Genomic DNA, 19,612 nt, shown 5'->3' with positions numbered 1-19,612 from the left:
GTTCAATTAGATTACTCCTAAGCTCGAATATTAGACAGTTCTGACACTTCTTAATCTCTCCTTTGCGACTTGCTTCATGGTAATTGATAATGTCATCGTTATTGACCATGCCTCTTGTAATGTTATTAAACAAAAACCAAAAAAAGGACCCTTTACGAGTCCTCATTAATTTTGTTTTCAATTCACGCCGCTAGTTCGCCAGTTGAGTCTTAAGTGCGGTAGCGTGCCAACGTTTGAGACAGAGAAACCGACGCTTCTGTTAGCCTAGATACGCCATTTGACGAATTCTGAGCCACGTCTTTAATCACATCGGATTGGCTGCGAATATCATTAAGTTCTGCTGCAATCGTATTGGCAACATTACTTTGCTCATCGGCTGATGTTGCGATTTGGATACTCATGTCCATTAGTGCTTGAGCTGAATCTGCAATCGAGTTTACGTCGTGACCAATGTTTGAAATCAACTGGCTACTAGTTTGCGCTTGGTCAACCGTCTGTTCGGTGATCTTCGCGATATTTTGGCTCTCTTGCTGTAAGCGTTCAATCATCGCTTGGATTTCTACTGTAGCCGACTGAGTGCGGCTTGCAAGTGTTCTTACTTCATCAGCAACAACAGCGAAACCACGGCCTTGTTCGCCCGCACGAGCGGCTTCAATCGCGGCATTCAAAGCAAGTAAGTTAGTTTGCTCTGAAATAGCATTGATCGTCGTGATGACCTCGTTAATTTGGCTCGTATTCACATTCAAGCTAGTAACAGAAGATGAGGTTTGCTCAATCAAAGAAGAAAGGGTGGTGATTTCCGAGATTGCCTGTTGAACCTTCGCGTGGCTATCGTTGATTTGCTGCGCGTCTTGTTCAGTTTGTTCAGTTGAGCGTGCAGAGATGTTAGAGACTTCATTTGCCGAAGCTGTCATCTGATCCATTGCTGTCGCTACAGAGTCTAGAGAGGCGTTTTGGCTCATGATTTGTGTTTCGCTGCGCTTCATCTCTGTTTCGAAAGAAGCCGACGTTTCACTTAGCGTTGCTGCACTGTGGTTTACGTTGTTGACTAACTCACTAAGCGTGTCCATTGAACGGTCAAGCGCACAACCAATCGTGCCGAACTCGTCACGGCCAGGGTGGAAGCCAAGGCGTGATGTTAAGTCACCATCACCAATCTTTTGAGTCGTTGAATAAAGAACCCAAAGTGCGCCGCCTAGGAAAGTCGCTACCCAGTAACAGAAAAGACCAAAAGGCACACACCACAAAAAGCTCAGTAATAAAGTGTAAAGTGCTTGCTGCTTTTGATTCTGTATATCGTTAGTTGAAATGGTAAGTGAGTAGTAGTTGCCATCTTGTGCGAGTGCTGTGGCAGTCACCGAACCATTGTTTGAAATAGTGGTTTGTTGAGCGCGAGTTTGCTGGCTAACAGAGCGAACAGAAGCAGGGGAATCTGATGCTGATAAAATGCCTTGCAGTTGATACTCGACCTGCTGTTTTGCCGTTACGTCAATGTGTTCCATTTTGTTGACGTAGTTCAGTCCAGCTAGGCTTGCCAGAGCGGCAAAAAAGATTAAGAAAATGACCCAAAACTTGTCGTTGATCGACATCTTGATAAACAGTTTGTCTATCGTTCGAAATTGTACTTCTTTCATAAAAACTCCACGGTAAATCCTTTACCGTGGACTCTAAATAACCGACCTCAATAAAAACGTGACCTCAATCGACTAATTGTGAAAATTAATGATAGTGACATGTTATTTATGAGAACTGAATCAAGTAAATTAGTTCTGTATAGGTTTATTAGCCCAAAGAAGGCAGTAACCCTACTGAAATAAGAACTTGAATGGCAATGATAAATACGCCAACGCTACCTGCTAAAAACAACGCTTTGCTACCGCCTAACACTTGGTAACTGGCTTCCGCTGATTGAGGTTTGACAGAGAAATCAGTGTAACGAACCTTGTAGACCATCACTGTTGGTAACAAAATCGCGAGCACTGAAAGTGCAATGGCTGCGTAGCCTAAAGCCATGATGAAGCCTTGTGGGTAAAATAAGGCAAAACCCAGTGGCGGTAAGAAGGTAATAGCAGCTGTCTTAACACGTTTTGCGTTACCTAGTTTCTTGCTCAGTGAGTCGCCCATGAATTCAAATAAGCCCAAGCTCACACCAATAAAAGATGTCAGCAATGCAAGGTCCGCAAACACACCGACGATCACGCTTAGGTTGGATTGATGAACCGTTTGCGATAGTGAGACTAATAGGGCGCCCAAACTTGTATCAGACAATAATTGCTCTTGGCTAATCACGCCCAAAGTAACACTTTGCCAGAAAACGTAGATAACCAGAGGCAGTGCAGAGCCAATAATCATTACCTTACGTAAAGAACGCACGTCACCATCTAGGTATCGAACGATTGATGGGATGCTGCCGTGGAAACCAAAAGAGGTAAACACAACTGGAATCGCCGCCACAATCAGGCCTTGCTGTAAAGGCATGCTCATTAAGTATTGAGAGGTAATGTTTGGCGCTAGGAAGCTGAGTACCAAAACCATCGCGATAAGCTTCAAGCCAAACAAAACGCGGTTAACTTTATCAACACTGTGTGTACCAATCGTCACAACGCCAGCAACTAATAGGGTAAATAGAAGCGTGGTGATTTGAGCATTGAGTTCGATACCCGCGATATCCGAAATTCGTTGGTTAAATTGCGCACCGCCGCCAGCTATGTATGCCGCACACAGAGCGTAGAAAAGAAACATCACCGCGAAGCTCGCAATCCACTTTCCTTTTGTCCCTAAAATGGTATGAGCTAACGTGTGTAGGGTAGCGTCAGATTCTGCGAATTGGTGAAGCTCTACCATCAATAGCGCAGTAAAAGCCATTAACGCCCATAAACCCAGCATCAAGAAAAGTGAAGTTGAAAAGCCAATACCTGCAGAAGCAAGTGGAAGAGCGAGCATGCCAGCACCAATGGTTGTGCCTGCAATGATCAAAGTACTACCAAAAACCTTTGATTTATTCATTGTATATAATTCTTTACGTTAGGGTGTGTTTTCATTGTAATTCTTCTAGCTTAAGCGCATAAACCCAAAGAATATCTCGATTTTGAAGTATTCTGATTGAGTTTAATTCCAAATGCAATGCCTGTTGTAATTAAAAATATCCACTGTAAATTTATATTTACACCAAGAGGGCGTGACAGCATTGAAATGACCAAAGCAAACGTTTGACCATGATCGGCTTCAAAATTTGTAGAGTAATTTGTTGTACTTGGTGTAAGGTGGCAGTACATATGTCGTTCGCGTATACCCCTTTAGCGTAAAAAAGCGTTAATGATCGCGAGTAGCTTTAAGCTATGAATATGGAATGGGTAGAGTAGAGTGCGTTCATCAAAGTGACATAATATAAGTCCAAGATGGTGCACTAGTTAATAGGACATCATGTCCACATCAAGGAATAGAGGGGGCACAATGAGTGACCAATCTTATAATGACGAAAGTCTAGAGTTGTTAGATGCTATGGAAATTGGCATTGATTTGTCTGACTATGAACAGACAGTGAAACAGTTAGCAGAAGAGCTTTTCAAGTCTTCGAACTAAGCTTTTAAGATCTTTAATTGAGTTTCAACTGAAACGTTTAAAGCTAAAAGTTTTCTTAGCTAAAGCTTCTCAAAGCAAACAATTCTAAACTGAGCAAACCTTATTCGCTCACACGTCATACCAAAACTATCCTCATTAAAGTTCGCGAAGATAAACGAGTACGTTTACCATGTTACTTAGTTCTCGATACTTTAATGAGGTTCAATGAACTTTCTCGCACACCTCCACATCGCCAAGCACTGTAACAGCAACTTAGCAGGTAACCTGTTGGGTGATTTTGTTAAAGGCGACCCTAATAAACACTATTCTGACTCCCTTTCTGACGGCATTAGGCTTCATCGATTTGTTGATAGCTATACTGATCGTCATGATGTATCTCGTTCTGCAAAATCACTTTTCTCAGACCAAACACGACGCTTTGCGCCTATCGCACTCGATGTATTTTGGGATCACTGCTTAGCCAATCATTGGGCTCAGTTTTCACAGCAGACATTAGAGCGTTTTTGTTTAGATAGCCATGAGCAGATCTTTGAACATCAAGAGCCGCACTGGCCAGAAAATTTCGTTATGGTTCATCAGAAAATGGCTGAGCATCGATGGTTAGAGAGCTATCAAGACATGTCGTCTATAGAGGTGGTATTGCAGCGAATGGCGATGAGAAGGCCCAAGCTCGGTATGCTCGAGGCATGTTACGATGACCTCGAACGTCACTACGATACGTTGCAGTGTCACTTTAATAAGCTTTATCCCAACGTTTTAGAAGAAGCGAAGCAGTTTAATGCGCTTCAAATGAAGAAAAATCAAAAGGAAAGGTAAACAGCGTAATGCAGGTTTGCTACAATCCGCGCCTATTTAATCTTTGAGCATCATACTATGTCTGAATCTACAAAATCTTTTAACCAACTAGGATTATCTGAGCATCTTCTTGCCACGCTATCAGAGCTTAATTTTACGGCTCCTACCAGTGTTCAAGAACAAGCGATTCCATTGGTATTAGAAGGCAAAGATGTACTGGCTGGTGCTCAAACGGGTACAGGTAAAACGGCCGCGTTTGGTTTACCGATTATTCAAAGATTAATCGAGACAAAAGACAACGTTATTCCGAATCCTAAGCTCGTTCGTGCGCTTGTATTAGTACCAACTCGTGAATTGGCACAACAGGTCTTCGATAACTTAACTAGCTACGCAAAGGGCACCGACATTAAAGTCGTGGTGGCTTACGGCGGCGTTAGCATGAAGGTGCAAACTGATAACCTACGCGGTGGCGCAGATATTCTTGTCGCGACGCCTGGTCGCCTTATTGATCACATGTTCACTAGAAACATCATGTTGAGCCAAACGGAAGTACTGGTACTGGATGAAGCTGACCGTATGTTAGATATGGGTTTCATGCCTGACATCAAACGTATTCTTTCTCGCATGAACGAAGTGCGTCAAACCCTGTTCTTCTCTGCAACGTTTGATAACAAAATCAAAGCGATTGCACACCGTATGATGCAGAAGCCGAGTGAAATTCAAGTTACGCCAAAAAACAGCACCGCTGAAACCGTAACACAGATGGTTTACCCGGTAGATAAGTCGCGTAAAAGTGAATTATTAGCGTATTTGATTGGCTCAAAAAACTGGCAACAAGTGTTGGTGTTCACTAAGACTAAGCAGGGCACTGATGCTCTCGTTAAAGAACTTAAGTTAGACGGCATTAAAGCGGCATCAATCAATGGCGATAAGAGCCAAGGTGCGCGTCAAAAAGCCCTAGACGATTTCAAGTCAGGCAAAGTTCGCGCGTTGATCGCAACCGACGTGGCAGCCCGTGGTATCGATATTCAGCAGCTAGAACAAGTTGTGAATTATGACATGCCATTCAAAGCAGAAGATTACGTTCACCGCATCGGACGTACTGGCCGTGCAGGCAACAGCGGTTTAGCGATCTCTTTGATGAGTCAGGACGAAGCGTACCTACTGGGTGACATTGAGCGATTACTTGATACGCGCTTGCCTCAAGAGTGGCTAGAGGGCTTTGAACCAAGCCTTGAAAAAGATCTAGCGCCCGATCGTGGTGGTCGCAGCAAAAGCCGTTCATCAGAAAAACGTAAGATGAAAGCAAAGCTTAAGATTCATCAAAATCGCGGTAAAGCCCGTCGTTAACAAGCTGGACAAAGCTCCAGTTTAAAGATCTATACATATAAAAACGCGCCGTTACAGTGACTTCTGTAACGGCGCGTTTTTGTATCTTATAAGCTCTTAATGGGTATGAAGCCGATTAAGCTTTATGTTCCTGGTTACACTTCCATTCACATGGCACTTCATAAATCAGCTCTTCAATCGAGGTTGGATTTAGAACCCACTCTTCACCAATATTGAACTTGCTAACCATCTGCGTGTTGAAAAGCTGCCAATGCTTAAGTAGGGCATCTTCAGGAGAGGTGACCATATCACCTTCATTCCAAGTGCTTTCCATGAAGGGAGTGAGGCATACAGCGCCGTTTGCATACATGATCATTTGCCATTTAACTTCGTAAATGTTGATCATTTTGTCTGGGTTAGCTGCATTGTACTCAGCGGCAAGGCCGTTAATCTCTTTTTCAACATCGCCGACATTGTCGATGAAGTAATCGACAAGGTTGTCTTCTTGGCGAACAGAGTCAGAAATAAGCTGCATTGGCCTACGTGAGTGAATCATGTTGGTGAACAGACGCATACTAAACAGGTAGATAGCGATATTTGGCGCAACATCTTTTGGTAGCTCTTCCATAATCTTACTGATGTAAGACTGAAAATAATCGTGTAAACAATCACTTATTGCATGCCAAATCTTTTCTTTGCTACCAAAGTGGTGGCGGATAAGGCTATGTGATACGCCTGCCTTTTCACTGATGTTTCGCAGTGATACACGATCGTAGCCAAAGTCACAGAACATGTCTGCGGCAACGCTCATGATCAAAAAACGCGTCTCTTCGGCGTCTTTTGCACTTCTTCTACCTTGCTTCTTTTCGGTCATCTTCATTTCACATAATTACCTGATTACCACATTCTACACTGTTTTTACTGAAATAAAAAATACTGCACAAGTGGAAAGTAAAGCTTGAGAATTATTTAATATTAAATATACTGCCCACCTGTGTAATAAATCATAATAATTAAATGGAGAGACATCATGCAGTCCAATTTGTCTATCAATGCCATATCGAGCAAGCGCATGGGAGCTGTTATTGCAGCACTATTGCTCGCAGGCTCTCTAACTGGATGTGACAAAGTTCAGTCAGAGGAAAATGAGCAGGTAATCAAGCCAGTCAAGCTGTTCGAAATCCCGCAACAGACTGATATTGATCTCGATAGCTTCATTGCAAAGGTTGATGCAACTGACCGTGCAGCACTTTCTTTCCAAGTAGGTGGTGATATAGAAACCTTCGATGTTCGTATGGGACAAGAAGTGAAGAAAGGTCAGGTGTTAGCCGTATTAGACGCGACGGATTACCGTATTGCCGTTGACGCAGCCCAAGCTAAATTTGATCTGGCGAACAGCCAATACAAACAAGCTTCTGAGTTGTATGCGAAAAAACTGGTCAGTACCGATTACTACGACCAAGCCGTGAACACCTTTACTGCCGCTGAAGTTGAGTTGGACCAAGCAAAAACAAACCTTGGCTACACCACCTTAGTTGCTCCATTCGATGGCGTGGTATCGATGGTGTTTGGAAAGCAATATCAATTGATCGCAGAAAAGCAGCCTGTACTGAATATCTTGAATCACAGTGAAATGGATGTGACGTTTTCAATTCCAGTATCAAAGCTTGAAGACCGTTCTATTCAAGACCTAACGAGCTCAAACATGTGGGTTGTGATGGACAGCCACCGCGGTATTCGTATCCCGACTCGCTTTAAAGAAATCTCAACGCAACCAGATGAAGACACCAACAGCTACCAAGCGGTTGTGTCTATCGAAAAGCAAGAAGGCATCAATCTACTTTCTGGCATGACAGCGCAAGTTGAAGTTCAGAAAAGTAAATCTGACTACGGCATTGGTATTGTGGATTCAGCTTGGTTAAACAAAGAAGCAGGCCATGGTGAATTATGGCGCTATAACCCTGACTCTCAATTGATTTCTAAAGTACAAGTCCTTCTTGATGAGCAAGGCAAGGTTATCGATGGATTGTCGTCTGGCGACCTTATCGTTGAAGCGGGTGTGGATGTGTTATCAGACGGACAACAAGTAAAAGCTTGGCTTCGTGAGGGCGGTATTTAATGAACTTTTCAAAATTATCAGTTGTTGTCGCGTCGGCTCTGTTACTTCAAGCCTGTAATAATGAAGCTGTACACCGTGAACAACCGCCTTTGTTGGTTTCTACCTTTGAAGTTGGCGCACCGCTGACTAATCAGTTCAGAAGCTTTAATGGACAGGTAATGCCAGCTGAATTGACTCCCTTGGCATTTAAGCTAGCAGGCGAGATTCAACAAGTATTAGTAGAAGCGGGCGACAATGTCGAAAAAGGGCAGTTATTAGCCACCTTAGATAACGCAACGTACGTCCAAGATCTGACTGACGCTCAATCTCAATTCAAACTGGCGAGCAAACAGTTGGCCCGTGGTACTGAGATGTTTGGCAGCGAAATGTTATCGCAATCAGAACACGACCAACTGACGGCTAACTACAAGCTCGCATCGGCGAATTTGGCGGCGGCGAAACGCAAGCTAAGTTACACAGAGCTTTTAGCGCCGTTCTCAGGAACAGTTTCAACTGTCGATAAGCAACGATTCGAAAACACGACGCCTGGAGAAACACTACTGAGTGTGTACCAGAACGACAAAGTGTATGTGCGAATTCAAGTATCAGATTCGATCTTGGCGTCAATTAGCCCAGACATGCGTTCAAATAGCTATCGTCCTGAGGCGACCTTTGGCGGTCACACAGGCCAATATCCACTGACGTATCTAGAACACACCAGTGAACTGCACCCACAATCCCGTACTTACGAATTTTGGATGCAGATGCAGCAGCCTGAAAGTGAAATTCTGCCGGGCACAAGCGTTACGGTCAATGTAGATATGGCGAAAGCGGGCCTGAGCGATGTTCAAGGCTACCAATTACCAATGACAACGCTAGAAGCTGGCTCTCAAGCGAATCAGTTCTATGTGTGGAAAATGGAAGACGGACAAGCATTCAAAAGCGAAGTAGAAGTCGACAAGATCAGTGGCCAAGGCGCATTAATCGCTCATGGCGTTGAGCAAGGTGATCGACTCGTAAACTCGAATCTAAGAAAACTCCGTGACGGAATCCAATTGTCAGGAAAAGCAGAATGAACATCGCAGAATATTCAATTAAAAACAAAGTAATCAGCTGGCTGTTTCTAGTCATTTTAGCCATTGGCGGTGTGTCGTCTTTTGGCAACCTATCGCGTTTAGAAGACCCAGCTTTTACCATTAAAGATGCAATGATTATTTCAACTTACCCTGGCGCAACGTCAATGGAAGTTGAAGAGGAGTTGACGTATCCACTTGAAAAAGAGATACGACAGCTGCCTTATATCGACAAGATTACCTCAACCTCGTCGAATGGCATGTCTCAAATTATGGTGAGCATGAAGATGGACTATGGTCCGGATGAGCTACCTCAAATCTGGGATGAAATGCGTCGTAAGATCAATGACCTACAGCCAACGCTACCGAGTGGTGTTAACTCTGTTCAGATCATCGATGATTTTGGTGATGTGTTTGGCGTGATGATCATGTTGACGGGTGATGGATACGATTACGTCGAACTCAAACAGTATGCTGATTATCTCACACGTGAAATCGAACTGGTTGAAGGCGTAGGCAAGGTTAGTATCGCAGGCGACCAACAAGAGCAATTGTTCGTTGAGATGTCACTTGAGCGTTTAGCGGCGTTAAACCTAGACATGTCGACAGTGACATCATTGCTCGCACAGCAAAACAGTGTGGTATCGGCTGGTGAGGTAATGCTCAATGGTCAAAGCCTAACGATCAAACCGAACGGCACGCTAAGTACAGTTGAAGAGCTAGAAAACTTAATCATTCATGGTCGCGATACGGGTAACCTAATTCGCTTGAAAGATGTCGCTGAGGTCACCCGCGGAATCCAAGAAAAACCAGGTAATGTATTAACTTACAACGGCAAACCAGCCATCAACCTAGGTATTGCGTTCTCATCGGGCGTAAACGTGGTGGAAATTGGTAATGCGCTTGATGCAGAACTTGATCGCTTAGAAAGCATTAAGCCAGCCGGTGTTGAGTTGAATTACTTCTACAACCAAGCACAAGAAGTGGACAAGTCTGTTGCTGATTTCTTGATCAGCCTAGTGGAAGCGGTCGCAATTGTTATCATCGTACTTCTGTTCGCGATGGGCTTACGCAGTGGTTTGATCATTGGTTTAGTATTGCTACTGACGGTGTTCGGTACGTTCATCTTGATGGACTACAACGATGTCGAACTGCACCGTATCTCGCTAGGTGCCTTGATCATCGCACTCGGTATGCTGGTGGACAACGCGATTGTTGTCGTTGAAGGTATTCTGGTTGGCTTGAAGAAAGGAAAGACTAAGCTTCAAGCAGCAAAAGACATCGTGACACAAACGCAATGGCCACTATTGGGTGCAACCATTATTGCTATCACAGCCTTTGCGCCTATCGGCTTGTCGAAAGATGCGACAGGCGAGTTCATGGGTTCGCTGTTCTGGGTACTGTGTTTCTCACTGTTTTTGAGTTGGGTAACAGCACTAACACTAACGCCATTCCTTGCTGAGATGCTGCTTAAAGAAGAAGACAAGGTTGATGAAAACGTAGACCCTTACAAAGGCATCTTGTTCGTTGTATTTGGTGCGTGCCTGAAAGTAGCGCTTCGATTTAGATGGCTTACTGTAGTAAGTATGGTCGCGCTATTAGCAGTTTCTGTCGTCGGTTTTGGTATGGTGAAGCAGCAGTTCTTCCCGCCATCAAATACGCCAATGTTCTATGTCGACATGTGGATGCCGGAAGGCACTGATGTTCGTGAAACGATCAAGCAGACAGAAAAAGTCGAAAGCTACATTCGCCAGCAAGATGACGTGGAGTTTGTGACAACAACGGTTGGGCAGGGTATGCAACGTTTTGCGCTGACATATCAACCAGAGAAAAGTTACGAAGCCTACAGTCAGCTACAAGTTAGAACGACTGACCGTGACACCATGTTTAAAGTCCTAGAAGGGCTAGACAAGGACTTGGCCAATAAATTTGAACAACCGACGTTCCAATTTAAACTGATTGAGTTTGGCCCGTCACCAGCTTCAAAAATCGAGGCTCGTATTAGTGGTGCCGACCCACAAATCTTGCGCAGTATTGCGGTTGAAGTAGAAGATATCTTGTTAGCGGACCCAGGCTCTCGAAATGTTCGTCACGACTGGCGTGAACGTACCAAAGAGCTCGTGCCACTGTTTAACGAATCAAAGGCTCGTCGTCTTGGTATTTCAAAGACAGATCTGTCCGAGACGTTACAGATGGCGTTTGGTGGCTACAACATCGGCTTACTGCGTGATGGTACGCATATGTTACCTATCGTGGCACGCCTGCCTGAAGAAGAGCGTTTTGATTTTGAATCACTAAACAATGTGAAGATCTGGAGCCCATCACTGCAAACCTACATTCCTGTAGAACAAGTGATCGATGGAGTTGAACTTCAATGGTCTGAGCCGTTGATTCAACGTCGTGACAGAAAGCGTACGTTAACGGTTCTAGCAGATCACGATGTATTGGGTGATGAAACACCAGCTAGCTTGTTTTCTCGCGTAAAACCAAAGGTTGAAGCACTCGATTTACCAGCAGGTTACAACATTAGTTGGGGCGGTGAGTACGAGAGTTCTAAAGATGCACAAGAATCTCTATTTGGTTCACTGCCAATGGGTTACTTGTTGATGTTTATCATCACCATGCTTTTGTTTAACTCGCTTCGTAAGCCACTTGTGATTTGGTTTACGGTACCACTTTCTATCATTGGTGTTTCGATTGGTCTGTTAGGTACCAATATGCCATTTAGCTTCACGGCGTTCCTTGGCCTACTGAGCTTAAGCGGCATGATTTTGAAAAACGGAATCGTCCTGCTTGACCAGATCAACACCGAACTCTCAACAGGTAAAGACCCATACCTAGCGGTTGTAGACAGCGCGATCAGTCGTGTGCGACCGGTATCTATGGCAGCACTAACGACTATCTTGGGCATGATTCCCTTGGTATTCGATGCATTTTTCGGCTCGATGGCGATTACCATCATGGCAGGCTTAGGCTTTGCTACCGTACTAACGCTAATAGTAGTACCAGTGATGTTCGCTATTTTATATAGAATCAAACCGTCCACTGCGGGTTATTAGGGATTGATATAAAACAGATTCTTTTAAGCCAGCCCAGTCAAATTCGACTGGGCTTTTTTATGGGTGTGACTTGGCGATACAAGATCGTGCTAAGAGACTATAGCGTCAGCGAGCGTTGCGTTAAGAAATAGGTAGGTATTAAAAAGCCGCTAACCAATGGTAAAGCGGCTTCCTGTAGAATAGAGAATAGAGGGCAGTTCTAAATTGCTAGCCGTATGTCTAATTCAATCGGCTTTGGCATGGCTAAGTGGTAGCCTTGATACATATTGAAGCCTAAACCCTGCATCGTTTCGAGTTGTTGTTGGGTTTCTATACCTTCAATCACTGTCTTTGCGCCAATCTGGTTTGCAAGATCAAGTACTAACTCCATTTCTCGAGTGTCGCCTTGTTCAAAGTCCAACATAACCGAGCGATCTATCTTGATGATATGAGGGTTAATATGACGAACGCGCTGTTCGGTTGATGCTTGTGTACCAAAATCATCGACCGCTATTTGAAAGCCATTATCGGCAAGCGAAAGGGCGGCATCTTTCAAACGCTCTTCACTTTCTGCATTCAACTCTACCAACTCCATCACTATCTGTTCGCATGAAAGGTTAAGCTCGTGAAGGCGTTTAGCTAACAAGCTGTCGCTGACCTTTTCTGCAGCAAACAACTCACCAACGTTTGGAAGAACGTTCAAAAATAGGTGTAAATGACGGATTGTCGATTGTGCGAAGTTACGGATATGAATCGCTCGACTCAGCCTCTCGACATTGATTTTGTCTGTGCTTGAGGTTTCGTCGGAATGGAAGAAGTGATCAGGACGAACAATATCACCTTTGTTATTTGAAATGCGCACCAAAGCCTCAACACCTATTTGAGTCATAGAAGAGTCGAATATAGGTTGATAGACGCTTCTAAGCGTCAGGTCTTGGTATTTCGCAATAAACTGCATATCAGCATCTACGGATATACAGCTAATAAATTCACTTCTGTCTGATAAAATCATAGTCGCTAGTAAAGAGGGCTTATTCAATGGCGGACGTACATGTCGCGGCTGTCACAATATTGACAGGTGTAAGTAAATTGTCAATTAATAAAAACTCATTTGTAGAGCCAATATTTAAATAAATATAATTAACGAAAAAACAGCATGATAATTGATATTAGTCATTAAAATTACTTATCAATCACCATTAATAATGACTATTGTGAATTTAATCTCTGAGTAATCTATCTCATATCAACACCAATCAATATAAGCTTTCAGCGCTAATACACCAGGTAAAAGTAAGGATAAAGCCTCAGGTTATGGGGGAATGTCAAAGTTACATTATTAACAAACAACTCTGTTTGCATATAAATGATATCTACTTCTCAAAATATGAACGATGAGCTGATAAGTTATTATTTTATCAAAGATAAACTTTGATTGATTATTGGGTAGGGCTTGAGTTGGGTTTTATAAAATATTGGGATGAAGGTCTAACTATTTACTTTCAAGACTGATTAAAAAAGTTGACCCGTATTCTTACTGCCATTGAAGTACTGCGTAAAGTTGCAGGTATTTACGAACCAGTTGTTGATTTCCTGACCGCTTTAAAGGGTGTCCAAATTTAATGAAGCAAGGGCTGATTTTAAAATTATTATTTAAGTCAGTAGCGAATTGAGAATCACTCTCTCTTAGCGTGATACCTTGTTGACTATATTCCGTGATCTCGTCTGGGAGTTCACCCATCCACCAATGCAATAATTCGCCACTGTTTTTACTTCGGCTAATCCAATGGTCGGAGACAATGATCAAAACGTCATTGGGTTGGATGGAAAATCCATACTCTTGTTGCCAATTATGGATGTCCAACATCAACTTTTTACGACAGGTTTTCCCAGCGCTCACCATATGATGACTGATCATCCAAACGGTACCGATTTCGGAAGATATTCGGAAGTGTCGAGGCGTTTCGCCAGAAGAGAGCATTTCAAGTGGGCTGATGTTGCTTGCATGATTAAAGCTAACGAAGGTGTGCTCCATTCGGCGAGCAAATGCCTTTCCTATATGGTGCTCACTGATCCCTTGATTGTGCACCGTAGGGTAGTGGCGTTCACAGAGCTTTAGGCAATCGTCTTGAAACTGATTAACGCTTTTAATCACTAGATCTAATAACAATGAAGTCCCTTATACACGGTTACTATCTTATTGATGGGCAATAGTACGGTAATTGCGGTGCCATTACCTATCGTCAAAGTGCGAGTTCTTGATCCCTCTATCAAAATTAGCCATAACTGAGCGATTTTATGGATAGCACTGGCACTCTACTGGTCTGTAAACTAAATTATGAGGAATTATAGCTAGTTAGAAAACTTCGATTGATTAGCAAAGTTACAGTGAGCTAACGAAATTATAGTTTAGTTAGCGAATCACGATTGATCTACCTACTCTTTATTTGGAAACATTCATGACCATTCAATTAGATTCGAAACAAAAGTCTGAGCTTACTCATACGCTCCAAAAGTACCTGCAAGATGAACTCGATGTGGAGCTTGGTCAGTTCGACACGGAGTTCTTGGTCGATTTCATCAGCAAAAAATTTGGCGCAGTGTATTACAACAAGGGGATAGAAGACGCTCAAAAAGTGATGGAACGTAAGATGTTAGACATCTCAGATGAACTCTACGAGATCGAACAAATCGTTGAGATTTAAACCCAACAAGCGCTTGTTAGACAAAGAAATTTATCAATAAAGCAACTTGTTCAAAAATTTCGAATAACTCGTTTAATTTGAAATGATGTAACTAATGTAAAGCTTGGTAAATAATATGTTACACAAACTTAGTGTAGGGTACGATTTTCAAAACTACACGACTCGTTAACATTCGGAAGAGATGCATGGACAACAACGTTAGAAATTACAACCCTTTAGCTAGAGCGATGCATTGGATTTCAGCACTCGCGATATTTGGTTTGTTTGGTGTAGGCCTGTGGATGGTTGATCTTTCATACTACAGCGAGTGGTACAAAACAGCACCAGACTACCACCGCTCGGTAGGCATTCTTTTGGCTGCTGTTACCGTTATCCGCTTGGTTTGGAAGTTAGTTACCGCGTCACCTAAAGTGGAAGGTAAAAGCTATGAAGTTGCAGCAGCGAAGATCGCTCACGGCTTTATGTACATTAACTTAGCGGTTTTATTTATTTCAGGTTATTTGATTTCAACATCAGATGGTCGCGGGATCGACGTATTCAATTGGTTTACTGTACCAAGTATGGGTGAACTTGTTGCAAACCAATCTGATCTCGCAGGAACGATTCACTACTATGCTGCATGGGTACTGATCATCATGGCATCAGTGCACGCCTTAGCGGCGATAAAACACCACGTTATCGACAAAGACGATACGCTACGAAAAATGATAGGAGCTTCAAAATGAAAAAGTCAATTATCGCTACAGGATTAGCATTTGCAATGGCAATGCCTTTCGCTGCGAACGCCGCTGATTACGTGATTGATACAAAAGGTGCGCATGCTTCGGTTAACTTTAAAGTTAGCCACCTAGGTTACAGCTTTATCCAAGGTCGTTTTAACACATTCTCAGGTGACTTCTCATTTGATGAAAGCAACGTTGAAGCGTCTACAGTAAACGTAACGGTTGATACTACAAGCCTTGATTCAAACCACGCAGAGCGCGATAAGCATATCCGTAGCGGTGATTTCATCGATGCTGGTAAGTTCTCTGATGCGACATTCAACAGCACAAAAGTGGTTGATAAAGGTGACGGCAAACTTGAAGTTATGGGTGATCTGAAACTTCACGGTGTAACTAAGCCTATCGTTATCGAAGCTGAATTCATCGGTGCTGGTCAAGACCCATGGGGCGGTGAGCGTGCAGGTTTCGTTGGTACAACTCGTCTAGAGCTTGCTGACTTCAACATTCCAGTAATGGGCGCTTCAAGCTATGTAGATATGGATCTACACGTTGAAGGCGTAAAGAAGTAATCTAGCTTTCTAGCTTTCTAGCTTTCTAGCTTTCTAGCTCTCTGACAGGTATCAACATTTTTTAGAGACATCATCGATACTAAATAGGTCAACAGTTAGAAATAGAGAAAGGCGCAAAGTTTTCACTTTGCGCCTTTTTTATTGAGAGAAATGGCAACGTGTTTAGGTCTGTTTTGTGTCAAACCGTTTAGTACGTTAAAAGCCACCATTTACCTCTAGCCAGTCAACGTTGCCATGACTGAGTTATCTAATTGAACTACTAATCCCTAATAGTTCAACTTAAGATTAGTTAAGCTGTTTCTAGTTCAGCTTTAGGAACCACGTTTAGTCGGTCACCGTAGATTGGACGCAGTGCTTGCATCGCTTCAATGCGAGTCAATACACCCACCATTACGCCATTTTCTAACACTGGAAGCATATGTGGTTGGCTTACTTTCATCGCTTTTGCACGCTCTTCTAGAGAAAGAGATGTCAGGCGAGTAGCGAAGCCCATGCTTGTCGTCGGGTACAATTGCTCTTTGTCGATGCATAGGAACTCAGCAACATCTACTAGTTTGTCGTTTGCATCAATTGCCACAACGTCACGGCTCATTAGGTCTACGACTTTCTGGCCTTTAGTTGGGATGTAATCTTGGCACCAAAGGTCAACCATTACGTCATGAACAGAGAAGATACCCACTAGACGGCCTTCAACATCGCAAACAGGAGCGCTAACAAGTTGCGCGTCTAAAAGTGTATCAATCGCGACTGATGTTGGCATTTCTACGCTCAGTGTATTTGGTTGAGTGTTCATGATTTGCTTGATAGTAGTTGCTGTGTTCATAGTAATTTCCTTAACTGACGTAATTTCTGTTGTTTGTGTAATAGCGGTAATTTTTGCTGCTTTAAGTTGTGGGCGACGGTAGATACTCCAGTTGGCTAAGCCGACCAATACTGAACCACCTACGATGTTGCCGATTGTCACTGGTATTAAGTTTGCTGTGACAAATTGCATGACGTTTAAGTCTGCGTACTGCGCTGGTGTTGCACCGATTTGCATCCAGAAGCTTTCCGGGGCGAATGTTTGAATCGTGATGCCTAGCGGAACCATGAACATATTCGCCACACAGTGTTCAAAGCCTGAGCTTACGAACATTGCAACGGGTAACACGGTCATCATTGCTTTGGTCATTGCGTTAGCAGAGCTGAACGTTAACCAAATCGCTAAACACACCAACAAGTTACAAAGCACACCCAAAGCAAACGCTTGAACAGGGCTGTGGTGTAGCTTGTGTTGAGCAATGTTTAGAGCGTTTAAGCCCCATTGCCCGCCATCCAGTTGATATAAGCCTGCTGCGCTTACCAAAGCCAATAGGAACATGGCACCGATAAAGTTGCCGACATACACCTTGCCCCAGATAGACAGCATCTTCGTGAAGGTGATTTGCTTGTTAGCCCATGAGATGCTTGATAACACTGAGCTGGTAAATAGCTCACCACCGCAAATCACAATCAAGATTAAACCCATACTGAAGGCAAGACCGCCAGCTAAGCGACTTAACCCCCATCCAGCATCAGCGCTGCCCGTGGTTACCGTGATGTAGAATAGAAAAGCAAGCCCGATGAATGCGCCAGCCATGATTGCCAAACTCAATGTCATGCTGCTGGTTTTATTTGCTTTGCTTAATGCAAACTTTTCTGCTTCCGCCATCATTTCTGTTGGTGAGAACAGTTGATGATTTTCAGAAGTGCTGGTTGCCATATCCCCCCCTTGAACAATCCGTCATGTGTAATTCCTAGTGTTAATGACTTGGTTAATCAGTAATGTTTTGCAGGGCTCGTTGTGTCCTGCCATTTCAGATTAGGGCGTTGAGGGGTAGAGGTAAAATTGATAATTTTTAGAAACCACATCAAATTTATTGATATAGATTTGGTTACGCGTAGAATGAAATTGATTGCTCATCGGCTTTATAAAAAACGAGCATCAGGACACAAATAATTAAAAGCATTAAGGATGAATTTTGCGTTATTCATTAAAGCAACTCGCGGTATTTGATGCAGTAGCAGACTCCGGGAGCGTTAGTCAGGCAGCAGACAAATTGGCGTTGACTCAGTCGGCGACAAGTATGTCTCTTGCACAGTTGGAAAAAATGCTCGGCAGGCCTTTGTTTGAAAGGCAGGGCAAGCAAATGGCCCTGACTCATTGGGGCATGTGGTTAAGGCCAAAAGCGAAGCGTTTACTGCAAGATGCGCAGCAAATTGAGATGGGTTTTTACGAGCAGCATTTGTTGAGTGGTGAACTCAAATTAGGTGCTAGCCAAACTCCAGCGGAACACCTCGTTCCGGATCTCATCAGTATTATTGATAACGACTTTCCTGAGATGCGAATCTCGCTTGGCGTGCAAAGTACCGACGCAGTCATTGATGGTGTATTAGATTATCAATATGACTTGGGCGTTATCGAAGGTCGTTGTGATGACAACCGAGTACACCAAGAAGTGTGGTGTACTGACCATTTAACGGTGGTTGCATCGGCTCATCACCCGTTTGCGAAGCGTGAACGAGTCAGCTTGGCACAATTAGAACAAGCAAAGTGGGTATTACGCGAACATGGTTCGGGTACTCGCAAAGTTTTTGATAGCTCTATTCACCATTTAATTGGCGATCTCGATGTTTGGCGAGAGTATGAACACGTTCCTGTTTTAAGAAGTTTGGTTGCAAACGGCCCATATTTAACGTGTTTACCTTATCTAGATGTCGAACAGTTTGTTGAGTCAGGCCAACTGGTGACGTTGAATGTTCCTGAGCTTGAAATGGAAAGAACCTTGTCCTTTATTTGGCGCGCTGACATGGCAGAGAACCCACTTGCTGAATGTATCAAGCGTGAAGGTAAGCGCATGATGAAAGGCAAGCCATCGGTTCTGTAAGGTAGATTTGATAAAAGGCTAATAACTAAATCTGTTGAATAAGCGATTTCGGTCTCTATCTGGTGATAAATGTGTAACTGCATACATTATTAATGTGATCATGATCGGCTAAATAAGGGCTATCTTCCCATAGTATGCTTACTTGATTTTAAGTGAGGCTAAATCCGGTTGCGGACAATTACGTAATTAGGCTTTAGAAATAGTATGAGTACATTAGTCGCGATTTCATTAACAACAGGTATTTTGTCAGGTCTATGGGGATGGATTGCTATCTCTTTCGGCTTATTGTCATGGGCAGGTTTCTTAGGTTGCACCAGTTACTTTGCTTCGCCAACTGGCGGCGTTAAAGGACTAGCAGGTAGCTTATTGACCAACATGACTGGCGTATTCTGGGCAATGGTGATTATCGAAAGCTCAACCTTTGCAGGGTTAGAGATATTAGGCTACATGATTACTGCTATTGTGGCTTTCTTTATGTGTATTCAAGCGAAACAAGCGTGGCTTGGTTATATCCCAGGAACCTTCATTGGTTGCTGTGCGACGTTTGCTGCAGGTGGCGATTGGCAACTTGTAGTACCATCTTTACTGCTTGGTGGTGTATTTGGATACTTGATGAAAGCAACGGGGCTATGGCTTCACGAGAAATCGACTCAATCTTCGGAAGTTGTTGAACAACACGCTAAACAGGCAAAGGCTTAATTCGTTAACCTAACCTTAGTTAGTCACTGTGAACTCTTGCAAGATAACCCCCAATTAATTTGTATATCGATTTATACAGGCACACCGTTTGGTGTG

At 43.3% G+C, this 19,612-nt stretch carries 17 protein-coding genes; 11 read left to right on the top strand and 6 right to left on the bottom strand.

The window, feature by feature from the left end; all coding sequences use genetic code 11:
• Positions 1-209: 209 nt before the first annotated feature.
• Complete coding sequence (locus tag AB4484_RS15950; RefSeq protein ID WP_061038308.1) at positions 210-1,634, bottom strand: methyl-accepting chemotaxis protein; 1,425 nt, start codon at positions 1,632-1,634, stop codon at positions 210-212.
• Positions 1,635-1,782: 148 nt separating this feature from the next.
• Complete coding sequence (locus AB4484_RS15945) at positions 1,783-3,006, bottom strand: aromatic amino acid transport family protein (protein WP_017064640.1); 1,224 nt, start codon at positions 3,004-3,006, stop codon at positions 1,783-1,785.
• A 447-nt stretch (positions 3,007-3,453) separates the two neighbouring features.
• Here AB4484_RS15945 and AB4484_RS15940 point away from each other — a divergent pair, with 447 nt between their 5' ends.
• From AB4484_RS15940 to AB4484_RS15930, 3 genes are all read left to right on the top strand, one after another.
• Positions 3,454-3,582 carry a hypothetical protein gene (locus AB4484_RS15940; protein WP_017059831.1) on the top strand — a complete coding sequence of 43 codons (129 nt, stop codon included), beginning with the start codon at positions 3,454-3,456 and terminating at the stop codon, positions 3,580-3,582.
• 204 nt (positions 3,583-3,786) lie between these two features.
• Positions 3,787-4,398: an ACP phosphodiesterase gene (locus AB4484_RS15935; protein ID WP_050654385.1), complete on the top strand. Its 612-nt coding sequence runs from the start codon at positions 3,787-3,789 to the stop codon at positions 4,396-4,398.
• A 57-nt stretch (positions 4,399-4,455) separates the two neighbouring features.
• Positions 4,456-5,727, top strand: coding sequence for a DEAD/DEAH box helicase (locus tag AB4484_RS15930; protein WP_017059829.1), 1,272 nt, complete (start codon positions 4,456-4,458; stop codon positions 5,725-5,727).
• 115 nt (positions 5,728-5,842) lie between these two features.
• Here the strand turns inward: AB4484_RS15930 and AB4484_RS15925 are convergent, their stop codons facing one another.
• The gene (locus tag AB4484_RS15925) at positions 5,843-6,586 is read right to left on the bottom strand and encodes a TetR/AcrR family transcriptional regulator (protein WP_372079176.1); all 744 of its coding nucleotides are present in this window, start codon (positions 6,584-6,586) and stop codon (positions 5,843-5,845) included.
• Between the two features lie 150 nt (positions 6,587-6,736).
• On the opposite strand from AB4484_RS15925, the gene AB4484_RS15920 reads away from it, so the two are divergent.
• From AB4484_RS15920 to AB4484_RS15910, 3 genes are read left to right on the top strand one after another with little or no spacing between them, the layout of a single operon-like run.
• Positions 6,737-7,825 (top strand): efflux RND transporter periplasmic adaptor subunit, encoded by a 1,089-nt coding sequence (locus AB4484_RS15920; RefSeq protein ID WP_248339028.1) that lies wholly within the window; start codon positions 6,737-6,739, stop codon positions 7,823-7,825.
• A complete protein-coding gene (locus tag AB4484_RS15915; RefSeq protein ID WP_248339026.1) occupies positions 7,825-8,880 on the top strand; it encodes an efflux RND transporter periplasmic adaptor subunit in 1,056 nt (351 codons plus the stop codon). The genes AB4484_RS15920 and AB4484_RS15915 overlap by 1 nt, the downstream gene beginning before the upstream one ends.
• Positions 8,877-11,936, top strand: coding sequence for an efflux RND transporter permease subunit (locus AB4484_RS15910; RefSeq protein ID WP_248339024.1), 3,060 nt, complete (start codon positions 8,877-8,879; stop codon positions 11,934-11,936). Before AB4484_RS15915 ends, AB4484_RS15910 begins: the two co-directional genes overlap by 4 nt.
• A gap of 199 nt (positions 11,937-12,135) precedes the next feature.
• Here the strand turns inward: AB4484_RS15910 and AB4484_RS15905 are convergent, their stop codons facing one another.
• Together AB4484_RS15905 and AB4484_RS15900 are read right to left on the bottom strand one after the other, a co-directional pair.
• Positions 12,136-12,873 (bottom strand): EAL domain-containing protein, encoded by a 738-nt coding sequence (locus AB4484_RS15905; RefSeq protein ID WP_372079174.1) that lies wholly within the window; start codon positions 12,871-12,873, stop codon positions 12,136-12,138.
• Between the two features lie 576 nt (positions 12,874-13,449).
• A complete protein-coding gene (locus tag AB4484_RS15900; RefSeq protein WP_050620779.1) occupies positions 13,450-14,085 on the bottom strand; it encodes a hypothetical protein in 636 nt (211 codons plus the stop codon).
• 289 nt (positions 14,086-14,374) lie between these two features.
• Here AB4484_RS15900 and AB4484_RS15895 point away from each other — a divergent pair, with 289 nt between their 5' ends.
• The 3 genes from AB4484_RS15895 (at position 14,375) to AB4484_RS15885 (ending at position 15,911) form a co-directional block, all read left to right on the top strand.
• Positions 14,375-14,620 carry a DUF2164 domain-containing protein gene (locus AB4484_RS15895; RefSeq protein WP_017059821.1) on the top strand — a complete coding sequence of 82 codons (246 nt, stop codon included), beginning with the start codon at positions 14,375-14,377 and terminating at the stop codon, positions 14,618-14,620.
• A gap of 185 nt (positions 14,621-14,805) precedes the next feature.
• Positions 14,806-15,345, top strand: coding sequence for a cytochrome b (locus AB4484_RS15890; protein WP_372079172.1), 540 nt, complete (start codon positions 14,806-14,808; stop codon positions 15,343-15,345).
• Complete coding sequence (locus tag AB4484_RS15885) at positions 15,342-15,911, top strand: YceI family protein (protein ID WP_017059819.1); 570 nt, start codon at positions 15,342-15,344, stop codon at positions 15,909-15,911. The genes AB4484_RS15890 and AB4484_RS15885 overlap by 4 nt, the downstream gene beginning before the upstream one ends.
• Positions 15,912-16,200: 289 nt before the next feature.
• Here AB4484_RS15885 and focA read toward each other — a convergent pair whose 3' ends face one another.
• Positions 16,201-17,652, bottom strand: coding sequence for a formate transporter FocA (gene focA / locus AB4484_RS15880; RefSeq protein ID WP_372079170.1), 1,452 nt, complete (start codon positions 17,650-17,652; stop codon positions 16,201-16,203).
• 259 nt (positions 17,653-17,911) lie between these two features.
• Here focA and AB4484_RS15875 point away from each other — a divergent pair, with 259 nt between their 5' ends.
• Both AB4484_RS15875 and AB4484_RS15870 read left to right on the top strand, forming a co-directional pair.
• Positions 17,912-18,817 carry a LysR substrate-binding domain-containing protein gene (locus tag AB4484_RS15875; RefSeq protein WP_048613690.1) on the top strand — a complete coding sequence of 302 codons (906 nt, stop codon included), beginning with the start codon at positions 17,912-17,914 and terminating at the stop codon, positions 18,815-18,817.
• 204 nt (positions 18,818-19,021) lie between these two features.
• Positions 19,022-19,516: a DUF1097 domain-containing protein gene (locus AB4484_RS15870; RefSeq protein WP_017059817.1), complete on the top strand. Its 495-nt coding sequence runs from the start codon at positions 19,022-19,024 to the stop codon at positions 19,514-19,516.
• Positions 19,517-19,612 lie beyond the last annotated feature (96 nt).

The sequence above is a fragment of the Vibrio sp. 10N.261.46.A3 genome (assembly GCF_041472995.1).
GTDB lineage: Bacteria > Pseudomonadota > Gammaproteobacteria > Enterobacterales > Vibrionaceae > Vibrio > Vibrio coralliirubri.
Note: the sequence above shows the minus strand (reverse complement) of the source record. Positions and strands in the feature narration are given on the sequence as shown.

Bases quoted from the DNA above. Each gene is read 5' to 3' on its own strand.
- AB4484_RS15950 (WP_061038308.1), bottom strand. From the start codon at position 1,634: ATGAAAGAAGTACAATTTCGAACGATAGACAAACTGTTTATCAAGATG.
- AB4484_RS15945 (WP_017064640.1), bottom strand. From the start codon at position 3,006: ATGAATAAATCAAAGGTTTTTGGTAGTACTTTGATCATTGCAGGCACA.
- AB4484_RS15940 (WP_017059831.1), top strand. From the start codon at position 3,454: ATGAGTGACCAATCTTATAATGACGAAAGTCTAGAGTTGTTAGATGCT.
- AB4484_RS15935 (WP_050654385.1), top strand. From the start codon at position 3,787: ATGAACTTTCTCGCACACCTCCACATCGCCAAGCACTGTAACAGCAAC.
- AB4484_RS15930 (WP_017059829.1), top strand. From the start codon at position 4,456: ATGTCTGAATCTACAAAATCTTTTAACCAACTAGGATTATCTGAGCAT.
- AB4484_RS15925 (WP_372079176.1), bottom strand. From the start codon at position 6,586: ATGAAGATGACCGAAAAGAAGCAAGGTAGAAGAAGTGCAAAAGACGCC.
- AB4484_RS15920 (WP_248339028.1), top strand. From the start codon at position 6,737: ATGCAGTCCAATTTGTCTATCAATGCCATATCGAGCAAGCGCATGGGA.
- AB4484_RS15915 (WP_248339026.1), top strand. From the start codon at position 7,825: ATGAACTTTTCAAAATTATCAGTTGTTGTCGCGTCGGCTCTGTTACTT.
- AB4484_RS15910 (WP_248339024.1), top strand. From the start codon at position 8,877: ATGAACATCGCAGAATATTCAATTAAAAACAAAGTAATCAGCTGGCTG.
- AB4484_RS15905 (WP_372079174.1), bottom strand. From the start codon at position 12,873: ATGCAGTTTATTGCGAAATACCAAGACCTGACGCTTAGAAGCGTCTAT.
- AB4484_RS15895 (WP_017059821.1), top strand. From the start codon at position 14,375: ATGACCATTCAATTAGATTCGAAACAAAAGTCTGAGCTTACTCATACG.
- AB4484_RS15890 (WP_372079172.1), top strand. From the start codon at position 14,806: ATGGACAACAACGTTAGAAATTACAACCCTTTAGCTAGAGCGATGCAT.
- AB4484_RS15885 (WP_017059819.1), top strand. From the start codon at position 15,342: ATGAAAAAGTCAATTATCGCTACAGGATTAGCATTTGCAATGGCAATG.
- focA (WP_372079170.1), bottom strand. From the start codon at position 17,652: ATGGCAACCAGCACTTCTGAAAATCATCAACTGTTCTCACCAACAGAA.
- AB4484_RS15870 (WP_017059817.1), top strand. From the start codon at position 19,022: ATGAGTACATTAGTCGCGATTTCATTAACAACAGGTATTTTGTCAGGT.